24 protein-coding genes are annotated in these 21,890 nt (G+C 70.3%); 7 read left to right on the top strand and 17 right to left on the bottom strand.

Features of this window, described 5'->3' with window-relative positions; all coding sequences use genetic code 11:
* Positions 1-133: 133 nt before the first annotated feature.
* Both ACIREO_RS11325 and ACIREO_RS11320 read right to left on the bottom strand, forming a co-directional pair.
* Positions 134-433, bottom strand: a complete 300-nt coding sequence (locus ACIREO_RS11325) for a hypothetical protein (protein WP_404107484.1) — start codon at positions 431-433, stop codon at positions 134-136.
* A 134-nt stretch (positions 434-567) separates the two neighbouring features.
* On the bottom strand, positions 568-1,722 hold the full coding sequence (locus ACIREO_RS11320) for an adenosine deaminase (RefSeq protein WP_404107482.1): 1,155 nt from the start codon (positions 1,720-1,722) through the stop codon (positions 568-570).
* A 101-nt stretch (positions 1,723-1,823) separates the two neighbouring features.
* Here ACIREO_RS11320 and ACIREO_RS11315 point away from each other — a divergent pair, with 101 nt between their 5' ends.
* Positions 1,824-2,582, top strand: a complete 759-nt coding sequence (locus ACIREO_RS11315) for an alpha/beta hydrolase (RefSeq protein ID WP_404107480.1) — start codon at positions 1,824-1,826, stop codon at positions 2,580-2,582.
* A gap of 16 nt (positions 2,583-2,598) precedes the next feature.
* Here the strand turns inward: ACIREO_RS11315 and ACIREO_RS11310 are convergent, their stop codons facing one another.
* Positions 2,599-3,552: a LysR family transcriptional regulator gene (locus ACIREO_RS11310; RefSeq protein ID WP_404107478.1), complete on the bottom strand. Its 954-nt coding sequence runs from the start codon at positions 3,550-3,552 to the stop codon at positions 2,599-2,601.
* A 62-nt stretch (positions 3,553-3,614) separates the two neighbouring features.
* On the opposite strand from ACIREO_RS11310, the gene ACIREO_RS11305 reads away from it, so the two are divergent.
* The 3 genes from ACIREO_RS11305 (at position 3,615) to ACIREO_RS11295 (ending at position 6,333) form a co-directional block, all read left to right on the top strand.
* Positions 3,615-4,922, top strand: coding sequence for an MFS transporter (locus ACIREO_RS11305; protein WP_404107476.1), 1,308 nt, complete (start codon positions 3,615-3,617; stop codon positions 4,920-4,922).
* Between the two features lie 95 nt (positions 4,923-5,017).
* On the top strand, positions 5,018-6,031 hold the full coding sequence (locus ACIREO_RS11300) for a sigma-70 family RNA polymerase sigma factor (protein WP_404107474.1): 1,014 nt from the start codon (positions 5,018-5,020) through the stop codon (positions 6,029-6,031).
* Entirely contained in the window at positions 6,028-6,333 is a 306-nt protein-coding gene (locus tag ACIREO_RS11295) for a hypothetical protein (protein WP_404107472.1), read from the top strand. The genes ACIREO_RS11300 and ACIREO_RS11295 overlap by 4 nt, the downstream gene beginning before the upstream one ends.
* Before the next feature lie 7 nt (positions 6,334-6,340).
* Here ACIREO_RS11295 and ACIREO_RS11290 read toward each other — a convergent pair whose 3' ends face one another.
* From ACIREO_RS11290 to ACIREO_RS11230, 13 genes are all read right to left on the bottom strand, one after another.
* Positions 6,341-6,685, bottom strand: coding sequence for an STAS domain-containing protein (locus ACIREO_RS11290; protein WP_404107470.1), 345 nt, complete (start codon positions 6,683-6,685; stop codon positions 6,341-6,343).
* Positions 6,686-6,706: 21 nt separating this feature from the next.
* Positions 6,707-7,297, bottom strand: a complete 591-nt coding sequence (locus ACIREO_RS11285) for a Uma2 family endonuclease (RefSeq protein ID WP_404107468.1) — start codon at positions 7,295-7,297, stop codon at positions 6,707-6,709.
* A gap of 98 nt (positions 7,298-7,395) precedes the next feature.
* Positions 7,396-8,673 carry a thymidine phosphorylase gene (locus ACIREO_RS11280; protein ID WP_404107466.1) on the bottom strand — a complete coding sequence of 426 codons (1,278 nt, stop codon included), beginning with the start codon at positions 8,671-8,673 and terminating at the stop codon, positions 7,396-7,398.
* Between the two features lie 143 nt (positions 8,674-8,816).
* Positions 8,817-9,215: a cytidine deaminase gene (locus tag ACIREO_RS11275; RefSeq protein WP_404107465.1), complete on the bottom strand. Its 399-nt coding sequence runs from the start codon at positions 9,213-9,215 to the stop codon at positions 8,817-8,819.
* Complete coding sequence (locus ACIREO_RS11270; protein WP_404107463.1) at positions 9,212-10,477, bottom strand: ABC transporter permease; 1,266 nt, start codon at positions 10,475-10,477, stop codon at positions 9,212-9,214. The genes ACIREO_RS11275 and ACIREO_RS11270 overlap by 4 nt, the downstream gene beginning before the upstream one ends.
* Positions 10,474-11,592 carry an ABC transporter permease gene (locus tag ACIREO_RS11265; protein WP_404107462.1) on the bottom strand — a complete coding sequence of 373 codons (1,119 nt, stop codon included), beginning with the start codon at positions 11,590-11,592 and terminating at the stop codon, positions 10,474-10,476. Before ACIREO_RS11265 ends, ACIREO_RS11270 begins: the two co-directional genes overlap by 4 nt.
* Positions 11,592-13,175 (bottom strand): ABC transporter ATP-binding protein, encoded by a 1,584-nt coding sequence (locus tag ACIREO_RS11260; protein WP_404107541.1) that lies wholly within the window; start codon positions 13,173-13,175, stop codon positions 11,592-11,594. The genes ACIREO_RS11265 and ACIREO_RS11260 overlap by 1 nt, the downstream gene beginning before the upstream one ends.
* Positions 13,176-13,411: 236 nt before the next feature.
* Positions 13,412-14,461 (bottom strand): BMP family protein, encoded by a 1,050-nt coding sequence (locus ACIREO_RS11255; protein WP_404107460.1) that lies wholly within the window; start codon positions 14,459-14,461, stop codon positions 13,412-13,414.
* 194 nt (positions 14,462-14,655) lie between these two features.
* Positions 14,656-15,870 (bottom strand): amidohydrolase, encoded by a 1,215-nt coding sequence (locus ACIREO_RS11250; RefSeq protein ID WP_404107458.1) that lies wholly within the window; start codon positions 15,868-15,870, stop codon positions 14,656-14,658.
* Positions 15,871-16,029: 159 nt separating this feature from the next.
* Positions 16,030-16,245, bottom strand: coding sequence for a hypothetical protein (locus tag ACIREO_RS11245; protein ID WP_404107457.1), 216 nt, complete (start codon positions 16,243-16,245; stop codon positions 16,030-16,032).
* 115 nt (positions 16,246-16,360) lie between these two features.
* On the bottom strand, positions 16,361-16,558 hold the full coding sequence (locus tag ACIREO_RS11240; protein ID WP_404107456.1) for a hypothetical protein: 198 nt from the start codon (positions 16,556-16,558) through the stop codon (positions 16,361-16,363).
* Between the two features lie 103 nt (positions 16,559-16,661).
* Positions 16,662-17,627, bottom strand: a complete 966-nt coding sequence (locus tag ACIREO_RS11235; RefSeq protein WP_404107454.1) for a MarR family transcriptional regulator — start codon at positions 17,625-17,627, stop codon at positions 16,662-16,664.
* A 443-nt stretch (positions 17,628-18,070) separates the two neighbouring features.
* Entirely contained in the window at positions 18,071-18,985 is a 915-nt protein-coding gene (locus tag ACIREO_RS11230; RefSeq protein WP_404107452.1) for a LysR family transcriptional regulator, read from the bottom strand.
* A gap of 163 nt (positions 18,986-19,148) precedes the next feature.
* Here ACIREO_RS11230 and ACIREO_RS11225 point away from each other — a divergent pair, with 163 nt between their 5' ends.
* The 3 genes from ACIREO_RS11225 (at position 19,149) to ACIREO_RS11215 (ending at position 20,961) form a co-directional block, all read left to right on the top strand.
* Positions 19,149-19,499: a DoxX family protein gene (locus tag ACIREO_RS11225; protein ID WP_404107450.1), complete on the top strand. Its 351-nt coding sequence runs from the start codon at positions 19,149-19,151 to the stop codon at positions 19,497-19,499.
* Positions 19,500-19,586: 87 nt separating this feature from the next.
* The gene (locus ACIREO_RS11220) at positions 19,587-20,156 is read left to right on the top strand and encodes a PadR family transcriptional regulator (RefSeq protein ID WP_404107448.1); all 570 of its coding nucleotides are present in this window, start codon (positions 19,587-19,589) and stop codon (positions 20,154-20,156) included.
* Complete coding sequence (locus ACIREO_RS11215; RefSeq protein ID WP_404107446.1) at positions 20,143-20,961, top strand: SGNH/GDSL hydrolase family protein; 819 nt, start codon at positions 20,143-20,145, stop codon at positions 20,959-20,961. The genes ACIREO_RS11220 and ACIREO_RS11215 overlap by 14 nt, the downstream gene beginning before the upstream one ends.
* Here ACIREO_RS11215 and ACIREO_RS11210 read toward each other — a convergent pair.
* Positions 20,950-21,885, bottom strand: a complete 936-nt coding sequence (locus ACIREO_RS11210; RefSeq protein ID WP_404107445.1) for a hypothetical protein — start codon at positions 21,883-21,885, stop codon at positions 20,950-20,952. The two genes, ACIREO_RS11215 and ACIREO_RS11210, sit on opposite strands and share 12 nt — an antisense overlap.
* Between the last annotated feature and the right edge of the window lie 5 nt (positions 21,886-21,890).

Here is a 21,890-nt window from a genome sequence, read left to right as displayed (position 1 = left end):
GGGGGCTGTGGGTGCTGCGGCCTTCGGAGAAGACCCCGGCCGCGACGGCGTGGTGACCTCCAGGACCAGGGGTATATAGAGATGTGGGGCGCACCCCCGGCCGGGGTGTGCGCCCCACATGTGTGTGCGGTGATCAGCCGCCGAGCGGCAGGGCGCCGGTGAGGCCGCCGGCGGGCAGGCCGCCGAGCAGGTTGGTGCCGGGCGCCGAGAGGTCTCCTTGGCCGCGCTGCTGCTGGTCGAGAAGACCGCCGGCCGCCTTCTGCACGGCGGGCAGCGCGTCGGTGGTGACGGAGTCGAGCGCGATACCGGCGGGCAGGGCGCCGGCCAGGGAGTCGACGGGCACGGCGACGGCGGAGGCACTGCCCGCGCCGGCGGCGGCGAAAGCGGCACCGAGAGCGGCGACACCGAGGGTCCTGACAGCAGACTGCTTCATGTGAAATTCATCCTTGGGGAAGGGGATGTGAGCGGCTCTGCAACGTAGTCAGCTCCGTACCTCTCCCGCAAACATGCCGGGACACGGAAAACGGCCGGGACCTGATGTTCCCGGCCGTTCCGCTTTTCGTTCGGTCAGCCCGCGAGGGAGGAAGACCCGCTGGTCACAGCCGTCTGACGGAAGAGCCACTCGGATTTCAGCTCTGCGTATCCGGGCTTCACGACGTCATTGATCATGGCCAGACGTTCATCGAAAGGAATGAACGCTGATTTCATCGCATTGACTGTGAACCACTGCATGTCATCGAGTGTGTATCCGAATGTCTCGGTCAGTCGCTCGAATTCCCGGCTCATGCTCGTGCCGCTCATCAACCGGTTGTCCGTATTCACGGTGGCGCGGAAATGCAGCTTCCGCAGCAGCCCGATGGGGTGCTCGGCATAGGAGGCGGCGGCGCCGGTCTGGAGGTTGGAGGTCGGGCAGAGCTCCAGCGGGATCCGCTTGTCGCGGACGTAGGAGGCGAGGCGGCCGAGCACCACGCTTCCGTCGTCGGCGATCTCGATGTCGTCGATGATGCGGACGCCGTGACCGAGCCGGTCCGCACCGCACCACTGCAGGGCCTGCCAGATCGACGGCAGCCCGAAGGCCTCGCCCGCGTGGATGGTGAAGTGGTTGTTCTCTCGCTTGAGGTACTCGAAGGCGTCCAGGTGGCGGGTGGGCGGGTAGCCCGCCTCGGCGCCCGCGATGTCGAAGCCGACGACACCCAGGTCGCGGTACCGGTTGGCGAGCTCGGCGATCTCCAGCGCGCGTGCGGCGTGCCGCATCGCGGTGAGGAGGGCGCCGACACGGATGCGGTGGCCGGCGGCACGGGCCCGGCGCTCGCCCTCCCGGAAACCCTCGTTGACCGCCTCGACGACCTCTTCGAGGGACAGGCCCGCGGTGAGGTGCTGCTCGGGCGCGTACCGCACCTCGGCGTAGACGACACCGTCCTCGGCGAGGTCCTCGGCGCACTCCATGGCCACCCGGAACAGCGCGTCGCGGGTCTGCATGACGGCGCAGGTGTGGGCGAACGTCTCCAGATAGCGCTCCAGCGAGCCGGAGTCGGCCGCCTCGCGGAACCAGACGCCGAGCTTGTCGGGCTCGGTCTCGGGCAGGGCCTCGTAACCTTGCTCCCGCGCCAGCTCGACGATGGTGCCGGGGCGCAGGCCGCCGTCGAGGTGGTCGTGCAGGAGCACCTTGGGCGCACGGCGGATCTGGTCGGGGCCGGGGACGTTCAGGGTCTGGCTCGTCATTGAGGCACTGTAGCGCCTACGCGCGTAGAGCGCTGCGCCGATGCGTAACAGTGACCGCGAAGCCGGGTGGAATACCCCTGGCCTTCTGACACTGTTCTGCCATGGCACAGCGCGCACTTCCCCTGCCTGCCGCCAGGCTGGGACGGGCCGTTCTCACGGCCGGAGCAGCACCCGAGGTCAGCGGCGTGGTCCTGCTGCTCCCGGACGGCGAGACCGACTCCCGACGCCGTCCCTCCACCTATTCGTACGCGGCGCAGCTGCCGTTCGCCCGCACCCTGGCCCGCGCCGGCCGGAGCGACGGGCTCGCGGTGCACGTCGTGCGCTATCGCACCCGGGGCTGGAACGCCGACGCGGATCCGGCGGCGGACGCCCACTGGGCGGCCGACGAGGTCGTACGCCGCTACGGCGACATCCCGGTGTGTCTCATCGGGCACGGCATGGGAGGCCGGGCCGCTCTGCGCGGCGCCGGGCACACCGCCGTCAACTCCGCGCTGGCGATGGCACCCTGGCTTCCGGAGGAGACGGAGCCGGTACCCGAACCGGTGAAGCATCTGGCGGGGCGCCGTGTCCTGATCGTCCACGGCACGAACGACGCGCGGACGAATCCCGAGCTCTCCTACCGGCTGGCCGAGCGGGCCAAGAAGGCGAACCGGGACACCTGCCGCTTCGAGGTCCACTCGGACGGGCACGCACTGCGCCAGCACCGGTCCGAAGTGATGGCGCTGGCTTCGGACTTCGTACGGGGCTCGTTGTTCGCCCGGTCTTACGCGCGCCCGGTCGCCGACGCGTTCGCCGCTCCGCCGCCGCTGGGGCTGCGGATGCCGCTCGCGGCGGGGTTCGGGCAGTCGCTGAGGCGCTGAGCGGCACCCGCCGGCCTCAGTCGGGCAGCAGGCTCCCCCGGCGCGACAGCAGGAACTGCTTGAAGGCGGCCACCGGCGGCGTGTCGGGGTGGCCGTCCAGCCAGGCGACGCCGATCTCGCGGGCCGCGCGCGGCGCCGTGACCGTCAGCTCGACCACGCCGGGCCTGGCGACGGCCGGCGGGGGCAGCAGCGCCACCCCGAGCCCGGCCGCGACCAGGCCGCGCAGCGTCTCCGCCTCCTCGCCCTCGAACGCGACCCGTGGGGTGAAGCCGGCCTCCGCGCAGAGGTCGTCGGTGATCCGCCGCAGCCCGTAGCCGGGTTCGAGGGTGACGAACGTTTCGTCGGCAGCCTCGGCGAGGCGGACGCGCCGGCGCCCCGCCAGCCGGTGGTCGTCGGGGACGACCAGGCGCAGCCGCTGCTCGTCCAGGCGCATGGCGACGAGATCCGGGGCGTCGGGGACGGGCGAGGTGAGACAGAGGTCGAGGCCGCCCGCGCGCAGGCGCTCGATCATCGCCTCCCCGTAGTTCTGGACGAGCTGGAAACGGACCCGTGGATGGTCGGCGCGGAAGGCGCGGATCAGGGCGGGCACGGTCTCGGAGCCCATGGTGTGCAGGAAGCCGAAGGCGACCTTGCCCCCGGTGGGGTCGGCGTCGGCGCGCACCGAGTCGGCGGCCTTCTCGACCTCCGTCAGCGCGCGTTCGGCGGAGCCGAGGAAGGTGCGGCCCGCGGGGGTGAGCGAGACGGTGCGGCCCCGCCGGGCGAACAGGGCGACGCCCAGGTCCTGTTCCAGTCTCACCATGGCCCGCGACAGCGTCGACTGCGGGACGCCGAGCTCGTGCGCGGCACGGGTGACGTGCTCGTGGCGCGCCACCGCCTCGAAGTACGCGAGGCGTGGTGCGAGCACGGCTCGGATGTCTTCTTCGTAACCGCTCGGTGACAGCCGTGGCTGTGAGCTGTATTGATGCACCATGGGAACGATTATGAGGGTTTCATGCATTGGACGCATGAAACCCCGCGGTCTACGTTCGCTGTATGCCTCCTGCCAGTACCGGGGCGTCCACCATCGTGCTGGGCGCCTCCGCTTCGTCATCCACCGCCGCCGCCTCCCCGACCGCCCCGGACCGCCTCACGCCCGGCGGCCCCGGCTACCGCAGGATGAGCTTCGCGCTCTTCTCGGCAGGGGTCGCGACCTTCGCCCTCCTCTACTCCACCCAGGCCCTGCTGCCCTCCGTCTCCGCGTCCTTCGGCGCGACGGCCGGGCAGGCGAGCTGGACGGTCTCCGCGGCGACGGGCGCCCTGGCTCTCTGTGTCCTGCCGCTGAGCGCGCTCTCCGAGCGCTTCGGGCGGCGACAGATGATGACGGCCTCCCTCTCGGTCGCCGTGGTGATCGGGCTGCTCGTGCCCTTCGCCCCGTCGCTCGGCTGGCTGATCGCGCTGCGCGCGATCCAGGGCGCCGCCCTGGCAGGGCTGCCCGCCTCCGCGATGGCGTATCTGGCCGAGGAGGTGCGGCCCAAGGCGCTGGTGGCCGCGATCGGACTGTTCGTGGCGGGCAACAGCATCGGCGGCATGAGCGGCCGTATCCTCGCCGGCTGGGTCGCCCAGCTGTGGGGCTGGCGGATGGCGCTCGGCGCGATCGGGCTGCTCGCCGTCGTCTGCGCGGTGGTCTTCCACTTCATGATCCCCAAGGCCCGGCACTTCAGCCCCGCCTCGCTCAACCCGAAGGCCCTCGCGAAGACCGTCACCGGTCACCTCTCCAACCCGCTGCTGCGCAGGCTGTACGCGATCGGCGCTCTCTTCATGACGGTGTTCGGCGCGGTCTACACCGTGATCGGCTACCGGCTCGTCGAGGAGCCCTTCAGCCTCCCGCAGGGCATCGTCGGCTCCGTCTTCCTCGTCTACCTCGTCGGCACGCTCTCCTCCGCCGCCGCGGGCAGGCTGGTCGCCCGGCTGGGCCGGCGGGGCGCGCTCTACCTCGCCGTCTCCACGACGGCCGCGGGTCTGCTGCTCTCCCTGGCCGACCAGCTGGCCTTCGTCCTGGCCGGCCTCGTCCTGATCACGGCCGGCTTCTTCGCCGGGCACGCGGTCGCGTCGTCCTCGGTGAGCCGTACGGCGACGTCCGGCCGCGCCCAGGCATCGGCGCTCTACCAGTCGGCGTACTACCTGGGCTCCAGCGCGGGCGGCACGCTCGGCGCCGTCGCGTTCCACGCCGGCGGCTGGGCAGGCACGGTCGTCCTGGGTGTCCTGGCGGTCCTCGGTGTCCTGTCGATCACCCTGTTCGGCACCCGGGCGGCACGGGCAGAGCGGCTCAGCGCCGGGTCTCCGGCGCCCGCGCACAGCTGAGGCCCGGCCGCCCGCGCTACCCGGCGGGCCGGTTTCCACGCTTCCCACCCCGGTTGTCAGTGCCCTGCGGTAGCTTCCACAGTGCTGAGTGAGCGGTGCCACAGCGCAACAGGGGTGAAGCGATGAGTGATCAGACAGCGACGGCGGATATCGACAGCCGCCTGGAGGGACACCGGGTCGAGCTGACCGGTTACTGCTACCGGATGCTCGGCTCGGCCTTCGAGGCGGAGGACGCGGTCCAGGACACGCTGGTGCGCGCCTGGCGCAACTTCGACAAGTTCGAGGGCCGGTCCTCGCTGCGCTCCTGGCTGTACCGCATCGCGACGAACGTCTGCCTGGACATGCTCAACGCGGGCAACAAGCGGGCGAGGCCGGTGGACCTGACCGGCCCGACACCGCTGGCCCAGGCCGCACTGAACCCCCTCCCGGAGAACACCTGGCTGGAGCCGATGCCGGACGGCCGCATCCTGCCCTCGGTGACCGACCCTGCGGAGGCGGCCGTGGCCCGTGAGTCGGTGCGCCTCGCGTTCGTCGCCGCGCTCCAGCATCTGCCGCCCAAGCAGCGCGCGGTGCTGATCCTCCGCGAGGTCCTGGCGTGGAAGGCGAGCGAGGTCGCCGAGCTGCTCGACACCTCCGTCGCCTCGGTCAACAGCGCCCTGCAGCGCGCCCGGGCGACGCTCTCGGACACGGAGAGCGCGGCACCGGACACCTCGAATCCGCTGGACGACGAGCAGCGCAAGCTGCTCGACCGCTATGTGGCGGCGTTCGAGGGTTACGACATGGCGGCGCTGACGGCGCTGCTCCATGAGGACGCCGTGATGACCATGCCGCCGTTCGATCTCTGGCTCCAGGGACACGACGACATCACCGGCTTCATGCTCAGCATCGGGGCGAGCTGCGCGGGTTCCCGGCTGGTGGCGACGGAGGCCAACGGCACCCCGGCCTTCGCGCACTACAAGCCGAATCCGGACGGGCCTGGTTTCGTGCCGTGGGCGGTACAGGTCATCGACATCTCGGACGGCGCCATCACCGGGATGCACTGCTTCCTGGACACCCCGCGCTGGTTCCCGCTGTTCGGGCTGCCGGACCACCTGGACGCCGACGCGTGAGCGTGAGACGTCCCGTGGTGATCGGCTGGGCCCTGCTGGCGGTGGGCGGCTGGGCGGCGACGCTGTGGCTGGGCGAGCCGTCCGCCACGGCGGGGCCGGGCCCTGCCCCTGCCGCCGGGGTCCGGGACGACAACCCCGAGCCCGGACCGCAGCCGGAGAGCGGCCGGTGCGAGACGACGAGGGCGCCGTCGCCGAGCGCCATGCCGTGGCCGAAGGCCGAGGTGTACGACTCCACGGACATCCAGACGACGATAGTCGACTGCCTTTACGTCGTGTCCCGCGACGGTGCCACGGCCCGCTGAACACCCGTCACTCCGGAGCTGCCTCCAGATTGCCCACCACATCGGCCAGCCCGACCAGATCGAGCAGCGCCCCGAAACCGGCCGGGACGTTGCGCAGCCGCAGCTCGACGCCCCCGGCCCGGCGTGCGACGAGCCCCAGCCGGGCGACCGCCTCGACCAGGGCCAGATCCGGGTGCACGACACCGCCCACGTCGCAGTCCACCGCGGCGGCCTCCGGGGCGCCGCTCAGCAGCGCCTCCAGCCGCGCGCAGAGGCCCGGCACATCGGCGCGGGTGATCCGGCCGGCGAGGACGAGGGCGTTCGGGGTCATGGCATCCACACCAGGGAGACCGGCGGGATGCCCGAAACTCATCGGCGCCCTCGCATCTATGACTCAGCTGACAGGGAACACCCCGGTGTCCAGGTCCAGCTTGAACGGCTCGGGGAGCGTCAGCTTCCCGCCGTACTCGACCGCTTCCAGGACCCGGTAGGTGCCGTCGCTCGGCTCTCCGTACAGGGTCGCGGTCGGACGGCCGGTGTGCCAGGGATCGAGCAGCAGGAACAACTCGACACCGGCTCTCGCATATCCGCGCGCCTTGCCGATGCGGTCGTGGTTGGCATTGGCGGGTGAGGTGATCTCCACCACGAGCCGGACGTCTTCCGCCGGTACGCGATTACCCGGCCCGGACGCGACCGCGCGCGGCAGGACGACGAGATCGGGGATGTAAAGCCCTGCCCGTCCGGGCACGGAGACGCCGAGCGTCTGGTAGATCCCCCACTCCTCCGGGATGACGGCGTACAGCCTGCGCTGGAGCAGCTCCGCAGTGGTGTTGTGGTCCTTGGACGGCGGTGGCGACACGGTGACGATCCCCTCGATGATCTCCACCTTGCAGCCCTCGGGCGCGTCCGTCTCCTCCCAGATCCGGACGAGGTCGTCCCAGTCCTGGCCGTGGCCCGGCCCGGGATCGACAGTGAGTGCGCTCATGGCGGTCTCCTCTTATCGGTGCGTCACCGAGTCCAGCATGCCGAACGGGACCGGTGCAGGTCCACCGGTCCCGTTCACCCGAAAGGGAAATCCGCAGGTCAGGCGATACGTTCCCGCACCACCGGCGTGGCGGTGAAGGGCGTTCCGGCCGGCGCGATGTCGTACGAGCCGGGCAGGGCGTCGATCGCGTAGTCGAACTTCTCGGGGGTGTCCGTGTGCAGGGTCAGCAGCGGCTGTCCCTCGGTCACCGTGTCGCCCGGCTTGGCGTGCAGCTCGACGCCCGCGCCGGCCTGCACCGGGTCCTCCTTGCGTGCGCGCCCCGCGCCGAGGCGCCAGGCGGCGACGCCGATGTCGTACGCGTCGAGGCGCGTCAGCACGCCCGAGGACGGGGCGCTGATCACGTGCCGCTCGCGGGCGACGGGGAGTTCGGCGTCCGGGTCGCCGCCCTGGGCGGAGATCATGCGGCGCCAGACATCCATGGCGGAGCCGTCGGCGAGGGCCTTCTCGGGATCGGCGTCCTTGAGTCCGGCGGCGTCGAGCATCTCGCGGGCGAGCGCGAGGGTCAGGTCGATGACGTCCCGGGGGCCGCCGCCGGCGAGCACCTCGACGGACTCGCGCACCTCCAGGGCGTTGCCGGCGGTCAGGCCGAGCGGGGTCGCCATGTCGGTGAGCAGCGCCACCGTGCGTACGCCGCTGTCGGTGCCGAGGGCGACCATGGTGGAGGCCAGTTCGCGGGCGTCCTCGATCGTCTTCATGAAGGCGCCGGAACCGACCTTGACGTCCAGGACGAGCGCCCCGGTACCCTCGGCGATCTTCTTGGACATGATCGAGCTGGCGATCAGCGGGATCGCCTCGACGGTGCCGGTGACGTCGCGCAGTGCGTACAGCTTCTTGTCGGCGGGGGCGAGCCCGTCGCCGGCCGCGCAGATCACCGCGCCCGTGGTGTCCAGGACGTCCAGCATCTCGGCGTTGGAGAGGTGGGCGCGCCAGCCGGGGATGGACTCCAGCTTGTCGAGGGTGCCGCCGGTGTGGCCGAGGCCCCGGCCGCTGAGCTGCGGCACGGCCGCGCCGCAGGCGGCGACCAGCGGGGCGAGCGGCAGGGTGATCTTGTCGCCGACGCCGCCGGTGGAGTGCTTGTCGGTGGTGGGGCGGGAGAGCGCGCCGAAGTCCATCCGCTCGCCGGAGGCGATCATCGCGGCGGTCCAGCGGGCGATCTCGGTGCGGTTCATGCCGTTCAGCAGGATCGCCATGGCCAGTGCGGACATCTGCTCGTCGGCGACCTCGCCGCGGGTGTACGCGTCGACGACCCAGTCGATCTGCTCGGGGCTGAGCTCGCCTCGGTCCCGCTTCGTGCGGATGACAGAGATGACGTCCATGGGATGGGAGTCCTTCCGGCCGGATGGGTGCGCGAGAGTCCCGTTGACTCTACGCGCATAGAGAGGAAACGTTCCGCCGCCCCGTTCCCCCGGGCGGGCCGGGTGGGCCCGCCCGGGGAGAGGAACGGAACGGCGGCGGGGCACTACCCCAGGTGCTGGGGCCCGAAGGCCTGCGGCAGCATCTCGTCGAGCGTGCGGAAGCCGTCCGGCGTCTCCAGGACGAGCCCGGGCCCTCCGAACTCGTACAGCAGCTGCCGGCACCGCCCGCACGGCACGAGCGCCGCGCCCGTGCCGTCCACGCAGGTGAAGTGGGTCAGCCGGCCGCCGCCCGTGGCGGCCAGCTGCGAGACCAGCCCGCACTCGGCGCACAGGCTGATGCCGTACGAGGCGTTCTCGACGTTGCATCCGGTGATCATGCGGCCGTCGTCGACGAGGGCCGCCACGCCGACCGGGTAGCCCGAGTACGGGGCGTACGCCCGGGACATCGCGTCCCGGGCGGCCTCGCGCAGGGCGTCCCAGTCGACGGGCGAGGGCGTCGTCACTTGCCCTCGCCCTTGCGGTACGGCACGCCGTCCGCCTTGGGCATGCGCAGCCGCTGTGCGGACAGGGCGAGCACCAGCAGCGTCGTGACGTACGGCGCGGCGTCCACGAACTGGCTCGGGACCTGGTCGGTGAGCGCGTACCAGGTGAACAGCACGCCGGAGATGACCGCCGAGATCAGCGCGCTGACGTACTTCTTCCGGTACAGCTGCCAGAACACGACGATCACCAGGAGGATCGCCAGGAGCAGCAGCATCGCGTGGACGTTCTCGGCGCCGCCGCGGAGCTTGAGGCTGTCGGTGAAGCCGAAGAGCCCCGCGCCCAGCGCCATGCCGCCGGGCATCCAGTTGCCGAAGATCATCGCGGCGAGACCGATGTAGCCCCGGCCGCCGGTCTGGCCCTCCTGGTAGATGCTGGTGGCGACGATGGCCAGGAAGGCGCCGCCGAGTCCCGCCAGGCCGCCCGAGATCGTCACGGCGATGTACTTGTACTTGTAGACGTTCACGCCGAGCGTCTCGGCCGCCACCGGGCTCTCACCGCAGGAGCGGAGCCGCAGACCGAAGGCCGTGCGCCACAGCACGAACCAGGTGACGGGGATGAGCAGCAGGGCGACGACGGTGAGCAGCGACAGTCCGGTGACCAGGCCGCCGACGATTCCGGCGAGGTCGGAGACGAAGAACCAGTGGTGTTGTTGCAGGTCCTGCATCCAGTCCGAAAGTCCTGGCACCGTGATCTTGTCGATCTCCTCCAGGCGTGGCGACTGCTTGGAGGATCCGCCGGGCTCGTCGGCGAAGGTGAAGTTGGAGAGGTAGCGGGTGACACCGACGGCGAGGATGTTGATGGCCACACCGGAGACGATGTGGTTCACGCCGAAGGTGACGGTGATGACCGCGTGGAGCAGTCCGCCGAGCGCGCCACCGATGATGCCGAAGAGGACGCCCATCCACGGGCCCCACTGGAAACCGGCCCAGGCGCCGAACCACGTGCCGAGGATCATCATGCCCTCGAGGCCGATGTTGACGACACCGGCCCGCTCGGCCCAGAGTCCGCCGAGACCGGCCAGCCCGATCGGGACGGCGAGTTCGAGGGCGCCGCTCACCTGGCCCACGGAGGTCACGTCGTTCGCACCGCTGATGAGGCGCACCAGCGAGACGAGGGCGAGCGCACAGGCGATGATCAGGAGGACGACCGGCAGGGACAGCTTGCGCCGCCCGCCGCCCTTCGGGGCGGCGACGCGTGCGGCGGAGACTTTGCTGGTGCTCACAGGGCCGCCTCCTTCTCTGTGGTGAGGGCGTGGCCGGCGGCGAGTTCCTCGCCGACCTTCTGCTGCTGGCGCCGGGTCCCGTAACGCCGGACCAGCTCGTAGCTGACGACGACGGAGATCACGATCAGGCCCTGCATGATCGTGGCGATCTCCTTCTCGAAACCGAACTGGTCGAGAGGGGACGACGCCTTGTCCAGGAAGGCGACCAGCAGTGCGCTCAGCGCGATGCCCACCGGGTGGTTGCGGCCGAGCAGGGCGATGGTGATGCCGGTGAAGCCGAGGCCCACGGGGAAGTCGAGGCTGTAGGTGTGGGTGTCTCCCAGCAGCGTCGGCATCCCGACGAGACCCGCGATCGCACCGGAGATCAGCATCGAGGTCAGGATCATCTTCTTGGCGTCCACACCGGAGGCCTGGGCTGCGCTCTCGCTGGCGCCGGTGGCGCGCAGGTCGAAACCGAACCGGGTGCGGTTCAGGACGAACCAGTAGACGAGGCCGCAGCCCGCCGCGACGAAGGTGAATCCGTAGATCTCACCGGCGTCGGGGCTCAGGGGCAGGCCGGGGAACCAGCCCGACTCCGGGATGTCGCCCGTCGTCAGGTTGTTGGAGCCCGTCGCCTGGTCGCCGAAGTTCTTCGGCAGGATCAGCCAGGCGATCAGCGAGGTCGAGATGGAGTTGAGCATGATCGTCGAGACGACCTCGCTCACGCCGCGCGTGGTCTTGAGGATGCCGGCGACGCCTGACCAGAAGGCGCCCACGAGCATCGCCACGACGACGATCAGCGCGATCTGGAGCGGCCCGGGGAGACTGACGCCGGCGCCGACGAGAGCGGCCACCATCGCCGCGAGGCGGTACTGGCCGTCGACGCCGATGTTGAAGAGGTTCATGCGGAAGCCGACCGCGACCGCGAGTGCGGCGAGGTAGTACGTCCCGGCCTGGTTGATGATCAGGACCTGTACGTCGCTGTACGACACCTGCTCGAACAGCAGCCGGTACAGCTCGAAGGGATCGCGGTTGGACACGAGCAGCACCAGGGTGCTGAGCGCGAAGGCCACGACCAGGGCGAGCGCCGGGCCGGCGAAGCCCAGGATCAGCCGGTCCTTGTCGAATTTCCTCATCAGGCCTCGTCCTCCGGTGCTGCTTCGAGGTGACCGGAGGCGGCACCGGTCATGGCCGAGCCCAGTTCCTCGGGTGTGATGGTGGCGGGGTCGGCGTCAGCGACCAGCTCTCCGCGGAACATGACGCGCAGGGTGTCGGAGAGCCCGATGAGCTCGTCCAGGTCCGCCGAGATCAGCAGGACGGCCAGCCCGTCGCGGCGCGCCTCGCGGATCTGGTCCCAGATCTGCGCCTGCGCGCCGACGTCCACCCCACGGGTGGGGTGGGCGGCGATCAGGAGTTTCGGGTTGTGGCTCATCTCGCGGCCGACGATCAGCTTCTGCTGGTTTCCGCCGGAGAGTGAGCCCGCCGTGACCTCGATGCCCGGCGTGCGGACGTCGTAGTCACGCACGATCCGCTCGGTGTCGGCGCGTGCCGCCTTCGGGTCCAGCAGCCAGCCCTTGCTGTTGGGCTTCTCCGTGACGTGGCCGAGGATGCGGTTCTCCCACAGCGAGGACTCCAGCAGGACCCCGTGGCGGTGGCGGTCCTCGGGGATGTAGCCGATGCCGCTCTCACGCCTCTTGCGTGTGGGGGTCCGCGAGATGTCGTCGGTGTCCAGCGTGATGGTTCCGCCGTCCGGGCTCCGCATGCCGACGAGCGTCTCGATCAGCTCGGTCTGCCCGTTCCCCTCGACGCCCGCGATGCCCAGGACCTCGCCCTTGTGGATCGTGAAGCCCACATCGGACAGGACGTCACGCACGGCCCCGTCCGGGTCCGTCACGCTGAGGGTGAGCCCTTCGACGCGAAGCATCGGCACGTCCGTCACGGTGGACTCGCGGGTCTCCGGCGAGGGGAGTTCACTGCCGACCATCAGCTCGGCGAGCTGCTTGGTGGTGGTGTTCTCGGGGTCGGCGGTGCCCACGGTGGTACCGCGCCGGATCACCGTGATCTCGTCGGCGACGGAGAGGACCTCTCCGAGCTTGTGCGAGATGAAGATGACGGTGAGGCCCTCGGCCTTGAGCTCGCGGAGGTTCGCGAAGAGCGCGTCGACCTCCTGCGGGACCAGCACGGCGGTCGGCTCGTCAAGGATGAGGATGCGGGCGCCGCGGTAGAGGACCTTGAGGATCTCCACCCGCTGACGGTCGGCGACGCCGAGGTCCTCGACGAGTGCGTCGGGCCTGACCCCCAGACCGTAGGCGTCGGAGATCTCCTTGATCTTCTTGCGCGCGGCGGAGCCGATACCGTGCAGCTTCTCGCCGCCCAGGACGACGTTCTCCAGCACGGTGAAGTTGTCGGCGAGCATGAAGTGCTGGTGGACCATGCCGATTCCGCGCGCGATGGCGTCACCGGGGTTGCCGAACGTGACCTGCTCGCCGTCCACCGCGATGGTCCCCTCGTCCGGCTTCTGCATGCCGTAGAGGATCTTCATCAGAGTGGACTTTCCGGCGCCGTTCTCACCGACGAGGGCGTGGACCGTTCCCTTGCGTACGGTGATGCCGATGTCGTGGTTGGCGACGACGCCGGGGAAGCGCTTGGTGATGCCGTGCAGTTCTACGGCGGGGGGACTGCTGGACGCGTTGATGACGCACTCTCCTTGGCCGGACAGGAGCGGGAGCACTGGGCAGGGGGCGGGGTGAAGTTATCGCGCCTGAGGGCTGTCTACACGCGTAGTGCTGCCGAATCGTGAAGCGTAGGCACACGGCACGGTCCGAACACCGGGTTCCGGATCTGTGCGAGCAGGTTACTGCGGGGCACAACTTCTTCGATGAGCACCCCAGGGGCCCGGAGCGGCGACGGCGCGCGCTCCGGGCCCACGGGAAACCAGCGTGACGACCGGAATCGTTACGGGGTGGTCTTGACGGTGATCTTGCCGTCGATGATTTCCTTCTTCGCCTTGTCCACGGCGGCGATGACATCGGTCATCTTGGTGAAGGCCGGGTTGGACATGGCCAGGCCGACGCCGTCCTTGTCGAGGCCGTAACGGACCTCACCGGACTGCGGCTTGCCGTCCTGGACGGACTTGATCAGGTTGAAGACGGAGTCCTCGACGTCCTTGGTGACCGAGGTCAGGATCGACTCCCTGTAGTCGGCCAGACCCGCCTGCTTGTACTGGTCGGAGTCGACGCCGATGTTCCACTTGCCGGCCTTGGAGACGGCCTCGATGGCACCGGAACCGGCCAGACCGGCCGCCGAGTAGACCACGTCGGCGCCCTTGTCGAGCTGGCCCTGGGCGGCGGCCTTGCCGAGGTCGGGCTTGGAGAAGCCGTCGAAGTTCGGCGGCTGCGTCAGGTACTGCGGGACGACCTTGACCGAGGGGTCGGTCTCCTTGACGCCCTGCTCGAAGCCCGCCTGGAACTTCTTGATCAGCGGGGTCTCGACACCACCGATGAAGCCGACCGTCTTGGTCTTGGTGACCTTGGCGGCCGCGACACCCGCGAGGTAGGAGCCCTGCTCCTCGTTGAAGACGATGTTGGCGATGTTGTCGCCCGTCACGGAGGCGTCGTCGATGATGCCGAAGGTGATCTTCGGGAACTTCGGTGCGACCTTCTTGATGGCGGGGGCGTAGGCGAAGCCGACGCCGATCACCGGGTTGTTGCCGGCGCGGGCCAGTGCGGTGAGGCGCTGCACCTTGTCGGCGTCCGCTTCACCGTCCGACGGCTCGGCCTCGGTGCCCTTGACGCCGAGGTCCTTCTCGGCACGGGCCAGACCCGCGTAGGCGGCGTCGTTGAACGACTGGTCGCCGCGGCCACCGATGTCGTAGGCGATGGCTGTCTTGTCGGACTTGGAGTCGGAACTGCTGCTCGACGAGGACGACTCGCCACACGCCGTGACGCTCAGCGCTAGTGCCGCGGACATGACGCCCACGGTGGCAATCCTGGTGATCCGGCGCAAGGGAAGGCTCCTTCAAACCTGACCGAAGCGCCTCTTCCGGCGCTGGTTTCGCCGCGATCGTAACGCGCGTAGATGTCAGATAAGGACCCCTACGGCAGCCGTTATCGGATCGTCGCGAACAGGAGGTGTCCTGTCCGGTTACGAGCCGTTACCAGCAGGGAACGCGCTGGCAGCGGTCTCCGGGCGGCCCACCGTCAGGCGTCCAGCAGCGCGGCGGCGGTGAACAGCTCCACGCCGACCGTGATCGCCTCCTCGTCCACGTCGAAATCGCCTCGGTGCAGGTCCAGGCCACGTGTGTCGCCCGGTGTCCGTACGCCGAGCCTCGCCATGGCGCCGGGGATCTTCTCCAGGTACCAGGAGAAGTCCTCGCCGCCCAGGCTCTGCTCGGTGTCCTCGATCGCATACGATCCCCGGCGGATGGCCATCGCGGCGTCGAGAAGACCGATCGTCTCGGCCCCGTTCACCACGGGCGGCACACCGCGGACGTAGTCGATCACCGTCTTGGCCCGGTACATTCCGGCCACCTCGTCGATCGCCGTGTGCACCAGGTCGGGTGCCTGGCGCCAGCTCTCCAGATCGAGGCAGCGGACCGTCCCGGACAGCTCGGCGTGCTGCGGGATGACGTTGGGCGCATGGCCGGTCTGTAGCCGGCCCCAGGTGACCACCAGGCCGGCGCGCGCGTCGACACGCCGGGCGAGCAGCGCGGGCACGTCGGTGGCCACCCGGGCCGCGGCGGTGACCAGGTCGGTGGTGAGGTGCGGCCGGGCGGTGTGTCCGCCGGGGCCGTCGAGGGAGACCTCCAGGCGGTCGCAGGCGGAGGTGATCGGCCCGATCCGGAGCCCGATCCTGCCGACGTCCACCTTCGGGTCGCAGTGCACCCCGATGATCCGCCCCACCCCTTCCAGCAACCCGGCCGCCACCACGTCGGAGGCGCCGCCGGGCAGCACCTCCTCGGCGGGCTGGAACAGCAGCCGCACCGGGCGGGGCAGCAGCCCCTGCCGGTCGAGGTCGCTCAGCACGAGCCCCGCCCCCAGGACGCAGCTCGTGTGGACGTCGTGCCCGCAGGCGTGCGCCCGGTCGGGCACGGTCGACCGGTAGGAGACGCCCGCCTTGGTGTCCGGGATCGGCAGCGCGTCGATGTCACCGCGCAGCGCCAGCATCGGCGTCACGCCGTCCCACTCCCCCACGTCACACACGAGCCCAGTGCCACCGGGCAGCACCTGCGGCTCCAGACCGGCCTTCTCGAGCCTGGCCTTGATCGCCGCGGTCGTACGGAACTCCTGGTTGCCGAGCTCCGGGTGCATGTGCAGATCACGGCGGAAGGCGATGAGCTCGGCACGCAGGTCGTCGGGCAGGGCGCCGGGCAGGACGGCCTCGGCGTGGGGCGCACGGGACTTCAACTGGTTCACCCAGTCAAGGGTAGGCCCCAGGCACCCGCAACTGGCCACAGATCAACAAAAGTTCAGCCGCTCAGCGGAGCAGAAAGTGGTGTTGCGACGTGTGGGGAGGGGTTGCGGTGGGTATGCTCCTCCGTTCGCCGCACCGCCGTGAGCCGTGCCAGGCCGCCGCTATTCCTCCCCGAGGATGCCGTTGACCGGCTGCGGCCTGCCCGCCTTCCGCCCAGCGGCGGACAGCCTTCCCCAGGTCGCGGCAACAGCATCGTCACCGGGCAGGACGGGGATGTCTGAGAGCCAGTCGGCGAGTTCCTGGCGACGAAGGTTGCCCCAGTCACGAATCTCGGTCCACTGCGTCAGCTCGCCGAAGGTGACAGCCGAAGGTGACAAAGGTGATCAGCGGCTTACGGCCGATCAACCGGGTGGCCAGCGGACCGACAAGGCGGCCCTTGTGCGTGAGGGAGGCTACATCTGTATCGAGAACGACTGGCTGCATATCGGGGGCTCAGGCGACGTCGCGTTGACGCTCGGCGTAGGTGAAGGCGAGAAATTCCTCCAGCTCCTCGTCGGACTCGAAGGTGTCAGCCCTCAGGTCCTCAAGGGATGCGATCGGCGGAGTCCCTTTCGCGGCCAGTAGCTCCTCGACCGTCAGCCTCGGCCTGAGAGGAGGCTGAACAGGATGCTGCTCTTCTACCGCGCCCATGATGTGAACCTCCGTCGCCGACCTGGCCATCGCCTGCACGCCCCAGGATACGGGGCTGCGTCCTCCACAGGATGAGCTTTGCCCCGCATTGCCGCTTCCCCCGTCATGGCAGCCTGAGCAACTCGCGCAGGGTGCCCACGTACGCCGCGACATCGCGCTCGGCGGGCGGCTCGGCGGCGGTCGTGGTGTCGGTTCCAGCCTGGTCAGGGGCGCGGCAGGAGCGGCAGAGACCGTCGGGGAGCGCTTCGGGGCGGCCCGGTGCGCCGCACTCCGTGCACTCGACCATGGGGCGGCGCTCGGGCATGCCGGGCGCGTCCGGGGCGGGGGCGGCGGGCAGCAGGGGCGGGAGCTTGTCGCGGAGTCGCCGCCTGAGGAACCCGACCGGTGAGTCGACGGCCGGCGGGAGCCCTGCCGTAAGCGCCTGGACCAGGTACTCGGTGTTCACGCCCCGCGCGAGCCAGGCGGCGGCTGCCTCCTCCAGTGCGGCGCAGTCGGCGGCGGAGAGGGCGAGGCGGGCATCGGCCCGGCCGAGCTGGGCCAGCGCGAGGTAGGCGGGCGAGGGGGCGGCCGTGGGGGTCTCCGGCGTGAGTGCGGGTTCCGGTTCGGGCTCCTGGGCTCGCTGCTGCGGTACGGCGGGGACTGCCGGGGTGACCGGGGCTGCTGGTGCGCCCCCGAGGAACGCGGCCCACCACTCGTTGTCGTGGGCGGTACGGGACCAGTAGGTGCGGGTGATCCAGCGGATCTGGCCGCCGCCGGCGTCTGCGGGGCACCGTACGTGGCGCAGGTGCCCGGCCACTCCCAGGGCCCTCAGTGCGCTGCCGACCGCCATCTGCCCGTACAGCGGCAGGGACTTGGCGAGGGGCTTGATGTCCATCGCCGCACCGTCGGGCAGGTGGTCGACGTATCCGGCGACATACCGCTCGCGCTCCGGCAGCAGGGCGAAGTCATCGGGCCGGGGCGGACGTTGATCCGGCGTGGAGCGCTTGCCGTAGCCCGGGTTGGCCTTCGCGTACGGGCGGGAGGGGGGTGCGGGGGCGCGCAGGGCGGAGTTACTGTGCTGGGTAGCCACGAGATCGCTCTTTTCGATCTTGGGGTGAGACCCCGGCACGGTGCTACTAACACCAGGTCGGGGTCGTTCAGTTGTGGGCACCGTAAGCAGTCGCGACGCTGCGCCGCAAGCTGGTCACGATTAGTCATACTTGCTGGCCGTTACGGGTCCGGGAGGGTGGGGAGGTTCTTCCCCACCCTTCTTTTTCCTACCGGTTGACTACACGTCTCGGGTCCCGGCCCTCGAAGCCCGGCCCCCGGATCCCGAAGCTCAAGCGTCGGGCCCGCGCTCGTCTACGCACCCCCGAACGAGTGAACCGCCCGGACCCGACGCTCGGGGCCCGAGACTCGGGGGTCGAGCGCCGGGTCCGGCGTGCTCAGGACAGCTCGGTCAGCCTCACGGTGCACAAGCCACCGCGTGCGGCCTTCACGTCCGTCACCTTCAGCTGTGCCCGGCGAGTCGGATCAGGCAGAGATTCCGTCAGGCCGGGGCGGATTCGCGTCCAGGCAGCAGCGGACGAAGTCCTGGACGACGGGCTCGGTGTCGTCGGCGGGAGCCCAGGCGATGCCGACCCGGCTGGGGCTGACGCCGGTGACGGGCCGGTAGGTGATGCCGGGGCGGGCGTAGTAGCGGGCTGAGGATTCGGGGGTGAGAGCGATGCCGTAGCCGTTGGCGATCGCACTGAGCCAGTCGTCGGGCTGTTCGGTGACAGCGCCGATACGGACCGGGCGGCCCTCTCGTTCGTCGGCGGCCAGCCAGTACCTCTGCCACGAACCTGTTTCAGGTGGGGCCGCCACGAACGGCTCCTCCCACAGATCCCGGAAGGGGATCTCGTCACGCGTGGCGAGCGGGTGGGCCGTGGGGAGCGCGATCCAGCGGGGCTCGGTGAACAGCACCTCCACCCGCAGAGCGTCCTGGCCGGGGAAGGGCAGCCGCAGCAGAGCGGCGTCGACGTCTCCGGCGGCGAGTCCGGCGGTCGGATTCGACCACGCGGCCTGCCGCATGTCGGCCCTCCAGCCCGGCCGGCGGCCGGCGAACATCTCGATGATCTGCTGGGTGGCTTCGTTGGCGGCGCTGGCCACGAATCCGACCCGCAGCACACGGGCTGCCCGGCGGGCCACGCTCTTCGTCTCCCGCAGCGCACCGTCCCAGGAGTCCAGCAGGACGGGGACCCGTGCCACCAGTGCCTGGCCCGGTTCGGTGAGGGCCATACCCGCCCGGGAGCGTACGAACAACGGCACCCCGAGCTGGGTCTCCAGCCGCTTGATCTGTTTGGTCAGCGCCGGCTGGGAGACGAACAGCCGTTCCGCGGCCCTGGTGAGGCTCCCCTCCTCCGCCACGGCGACGAAGTAACGCAACAACCGGGTGTCGACATCCATGCCATGAGGTTATAGACGCAGGTATTGGACGCGTGCCCGAAACTCCCTGAGAGTCGGTACAGCACAGGAGCGGCCAGGAGCGGCCGCAGGAGCGGCTGCCCGCCGAGCCGCGAGACGAGGGAGATGCCATGCCTGTCCGGACGATTCCCGAACGGCGCCCGTGATGCACGTCCTCTACGTGGTCGTCACCGTCATCACGATCGCGGCCAATGCCGGGATCGCCGTCGCGGACTTCGCGAAGGCCGCGTTCGTCCTTGCCAACTCGGCCGAAGTGGGCACCCCGCCGTCCTGGATCCCCACGCTCGCCGCGCTGAAGGCCTGCGGGGCTGTCGGGCTCACCCTCGGGCTTCTGGGCGTTCGGTTCATCGGCATCGCCGCCGCGATCGGACTCGTCCTCTTCTTCGGCGCCACCATGGGCGCCCATGTCCGGGCCCGGGTGTTTCACAACATCGCCTTCCCCGGGGCCTACCTTGCGCTGTCCGTCGCTTCTCTAGGACTCGTCGTCGCCCAATGAGGTCGTCGGGCACCCTCAACACTCAAGGATTTGACTAATCGCTTTCTTGAGTATGATGCGGCGAGCAGAGGGAAAGAGGTTGCCTCCATGGCCTTGCGACACGCGGTGCTGGCGGCGCTGCTGGACGGCGAGTACAGCGGATACCAGCTGGCGAAGGCGTTCGACATCGGCGTCGCGAACTTCTGGCACGCCCTGCCGCAGCAGCTGTACACCGAGCTGACGAAGCTGGAGAAGGAAGGGCTGATCGCGGGCCGGCAGGTGGTCCAGGAGACCCGGCCCAACAAACGCCTGTTCCAGGTCACCGACGCCGGCCGCACCGAGCTGGAGGACTTCGCCGCAACCGTGTCGAAGCCCTCGTCCATCCGCGACGATCTGCTCGTCAAGGTCCAGGTCGCCGACCGCGTCGGCACGGAGTCGGTGATCGAACAGCTCGAGGACCGGGCGTCCGCGGCCGAGGGCAAGATCGAGCTTCTCGGCAAGCTCCTGCGGCAGCTCCGCGGTGACGCGGACGAGGAGGAGTTCCTCCTCCGAGGCGAGCGGATCGGACCGTATCTGACCTGCCTGCGGGGCCTGTCCTTCGAGCGGGAGCACCGGGACTGGTGCCTGCGGATCGCAGCCGTCCTCAAGGAAAGGCAGTCGACCCATGCCGAACGGTGAATACGTGCGCTACGTCGCGCTGGGCGACAGCCAGACCGAAGGTGTCGGCGACGGGGACGACACCATCGGCCTGCGCGGCTGGGCCGACCGGTTCGCCGAGCACCTCGCAGCCGTCAGCCCCGGGCTCCAGTACGCGAATCTCGCCGTGCGGGGCCGTGTCGCGGGCCAGGTCCGCGCCGAGCAGCTGGGGCCCGCCCTGGCCATGCGGCCCGACCTGGCCAGCGTCGTCGCCGGGGTCAACGACGTGCTCCGGCCCCGGTTCGACGCCGCGGAGGTGGTCGGACACCTGGAGGAGATGTTCGCCGAACTCACCGCTGCCGGGGCCCGGGTGGTCACGATGACCTTTCCCGACATAGGGAAGATCGCGCCCATTGCCCGGCCGGTCAGGGGCCGCGTGTTCGACCTCAATGCCCGCATACGCGCCGCGGCCGCCCGTCAGGGGGTCGCGGTCGCCGAGATCGACCGGCATCCCGTCGCCGCCGATCCCCGTCTGTGGAGTACGGACCGGCTCCACACCAGCCCCCTCGGCCACGCGCGGATCGCCGCCGCCGCCGCCCAGGCCATCCATCTGCCCGGAAGCGACGACGCCTGGACGCGCCCCCTGCCGGCACAGCAGCTTCCTTCGCGCCTGCAAGCCACAGGCGCCGAACTGCGCTGGGCCGCAGGCTTCCTGGGCCCCTGGCTCGGGCGCCGGCTGCGCGGCCGGTCCTCCGGCGACGACCGCACCGCGAAACGCCCCCGGCTCCAGCCCCTGGGCGCTACGCCCGGCTCCCCCGCCGACACCGAGGCCGGTTCAGTCGTCTGACCGGGCCGGCCGCCTGGTGAAGCGCCGTAGTCCTCTGCGGGTGGGCTTGAGGGGTTTGTCCTCGGGGGCGGCCGGGCCCTGAGCCGCTGTCAGAGCCGCCGCGGGGGCGGGGACCGGCCCGCGCACGTACTGGCTGCCCCGTTCGATCCGGGTCCGGACGGCCTGGGCCATGGCGTGGTGGGACGGTTCCCGCAACAGGCCCTCGGCGGACAACCGCTCCCACATGTGCAGCAGTTCCTTCCCCCGGGTCGCTATCTGGCCCTCGTCCCGCAGGCGTTGCCACGCCGCGGTGGCACGGGCCACCTCGGGCACGGAGCGGCTCAGGTCGATGCGGCAGCGGATGCGCGCGACGGTCAGCGCGAGGACGGTGGAGGCCATGTAGTCGCCGCGGAGATAGGCGATGTACGCCTCGATCGCCCTGGCCTCCAGCGAGAGTTCGTCCTCCGCGCCCCGGCGCAGCGTCAGGTGCTCCCGCAGTGCGCCGGCGAGGACGAACGCGGCGTGCAGCTCCTCGCGCCGAGCGTGCTGAATGATCCGCTCGACGCGGGCGAGCGGAGGAAAGGCCTCCTCCTCCGCGGTGGTTCGCTCAGGCCCGGGCGGCAGGTCCTCCTCCTCGGCTATGGTCCGGCTGGATCCGTCGGGGTACACCCGGATCCTCGCCACCTGCCGCACGCTGCGGTCGATGACGGTCGCCGCCACCGGAGCCCCCAGGGTGCGGGCGAACATGGCCACGGCGTCGAGGATCGCCTCGTTGGGCGGGCGCGTGCCACCCATCTCCAGCAGATGGCCGTTGACCACCGTCGAACCGTCCTCGGCCACGTACGCGTCGAGTCGGATCAGCGGTGGTGCGCCGATCGCGGGCAGGTTCCCCTCGTCACGGGAGGTCAGCGAGTGGGGCATCCGATCGGACTCCAGGTCGGTCACGGCGT

This window comes from Streptomyces sp. NPDC102441 (assembly GCF_044765585.1).
GTDB lineage: Bacteria > Actinomycetota > Actinomycetes > Streptomycetales > Streptomycetaceae > Streptomyces.
The sequence above is the reverse complement of the archived record's forward strand: the minus strand, read 5'-3'. Positions and strand labels throughout refer to the sequence as shown.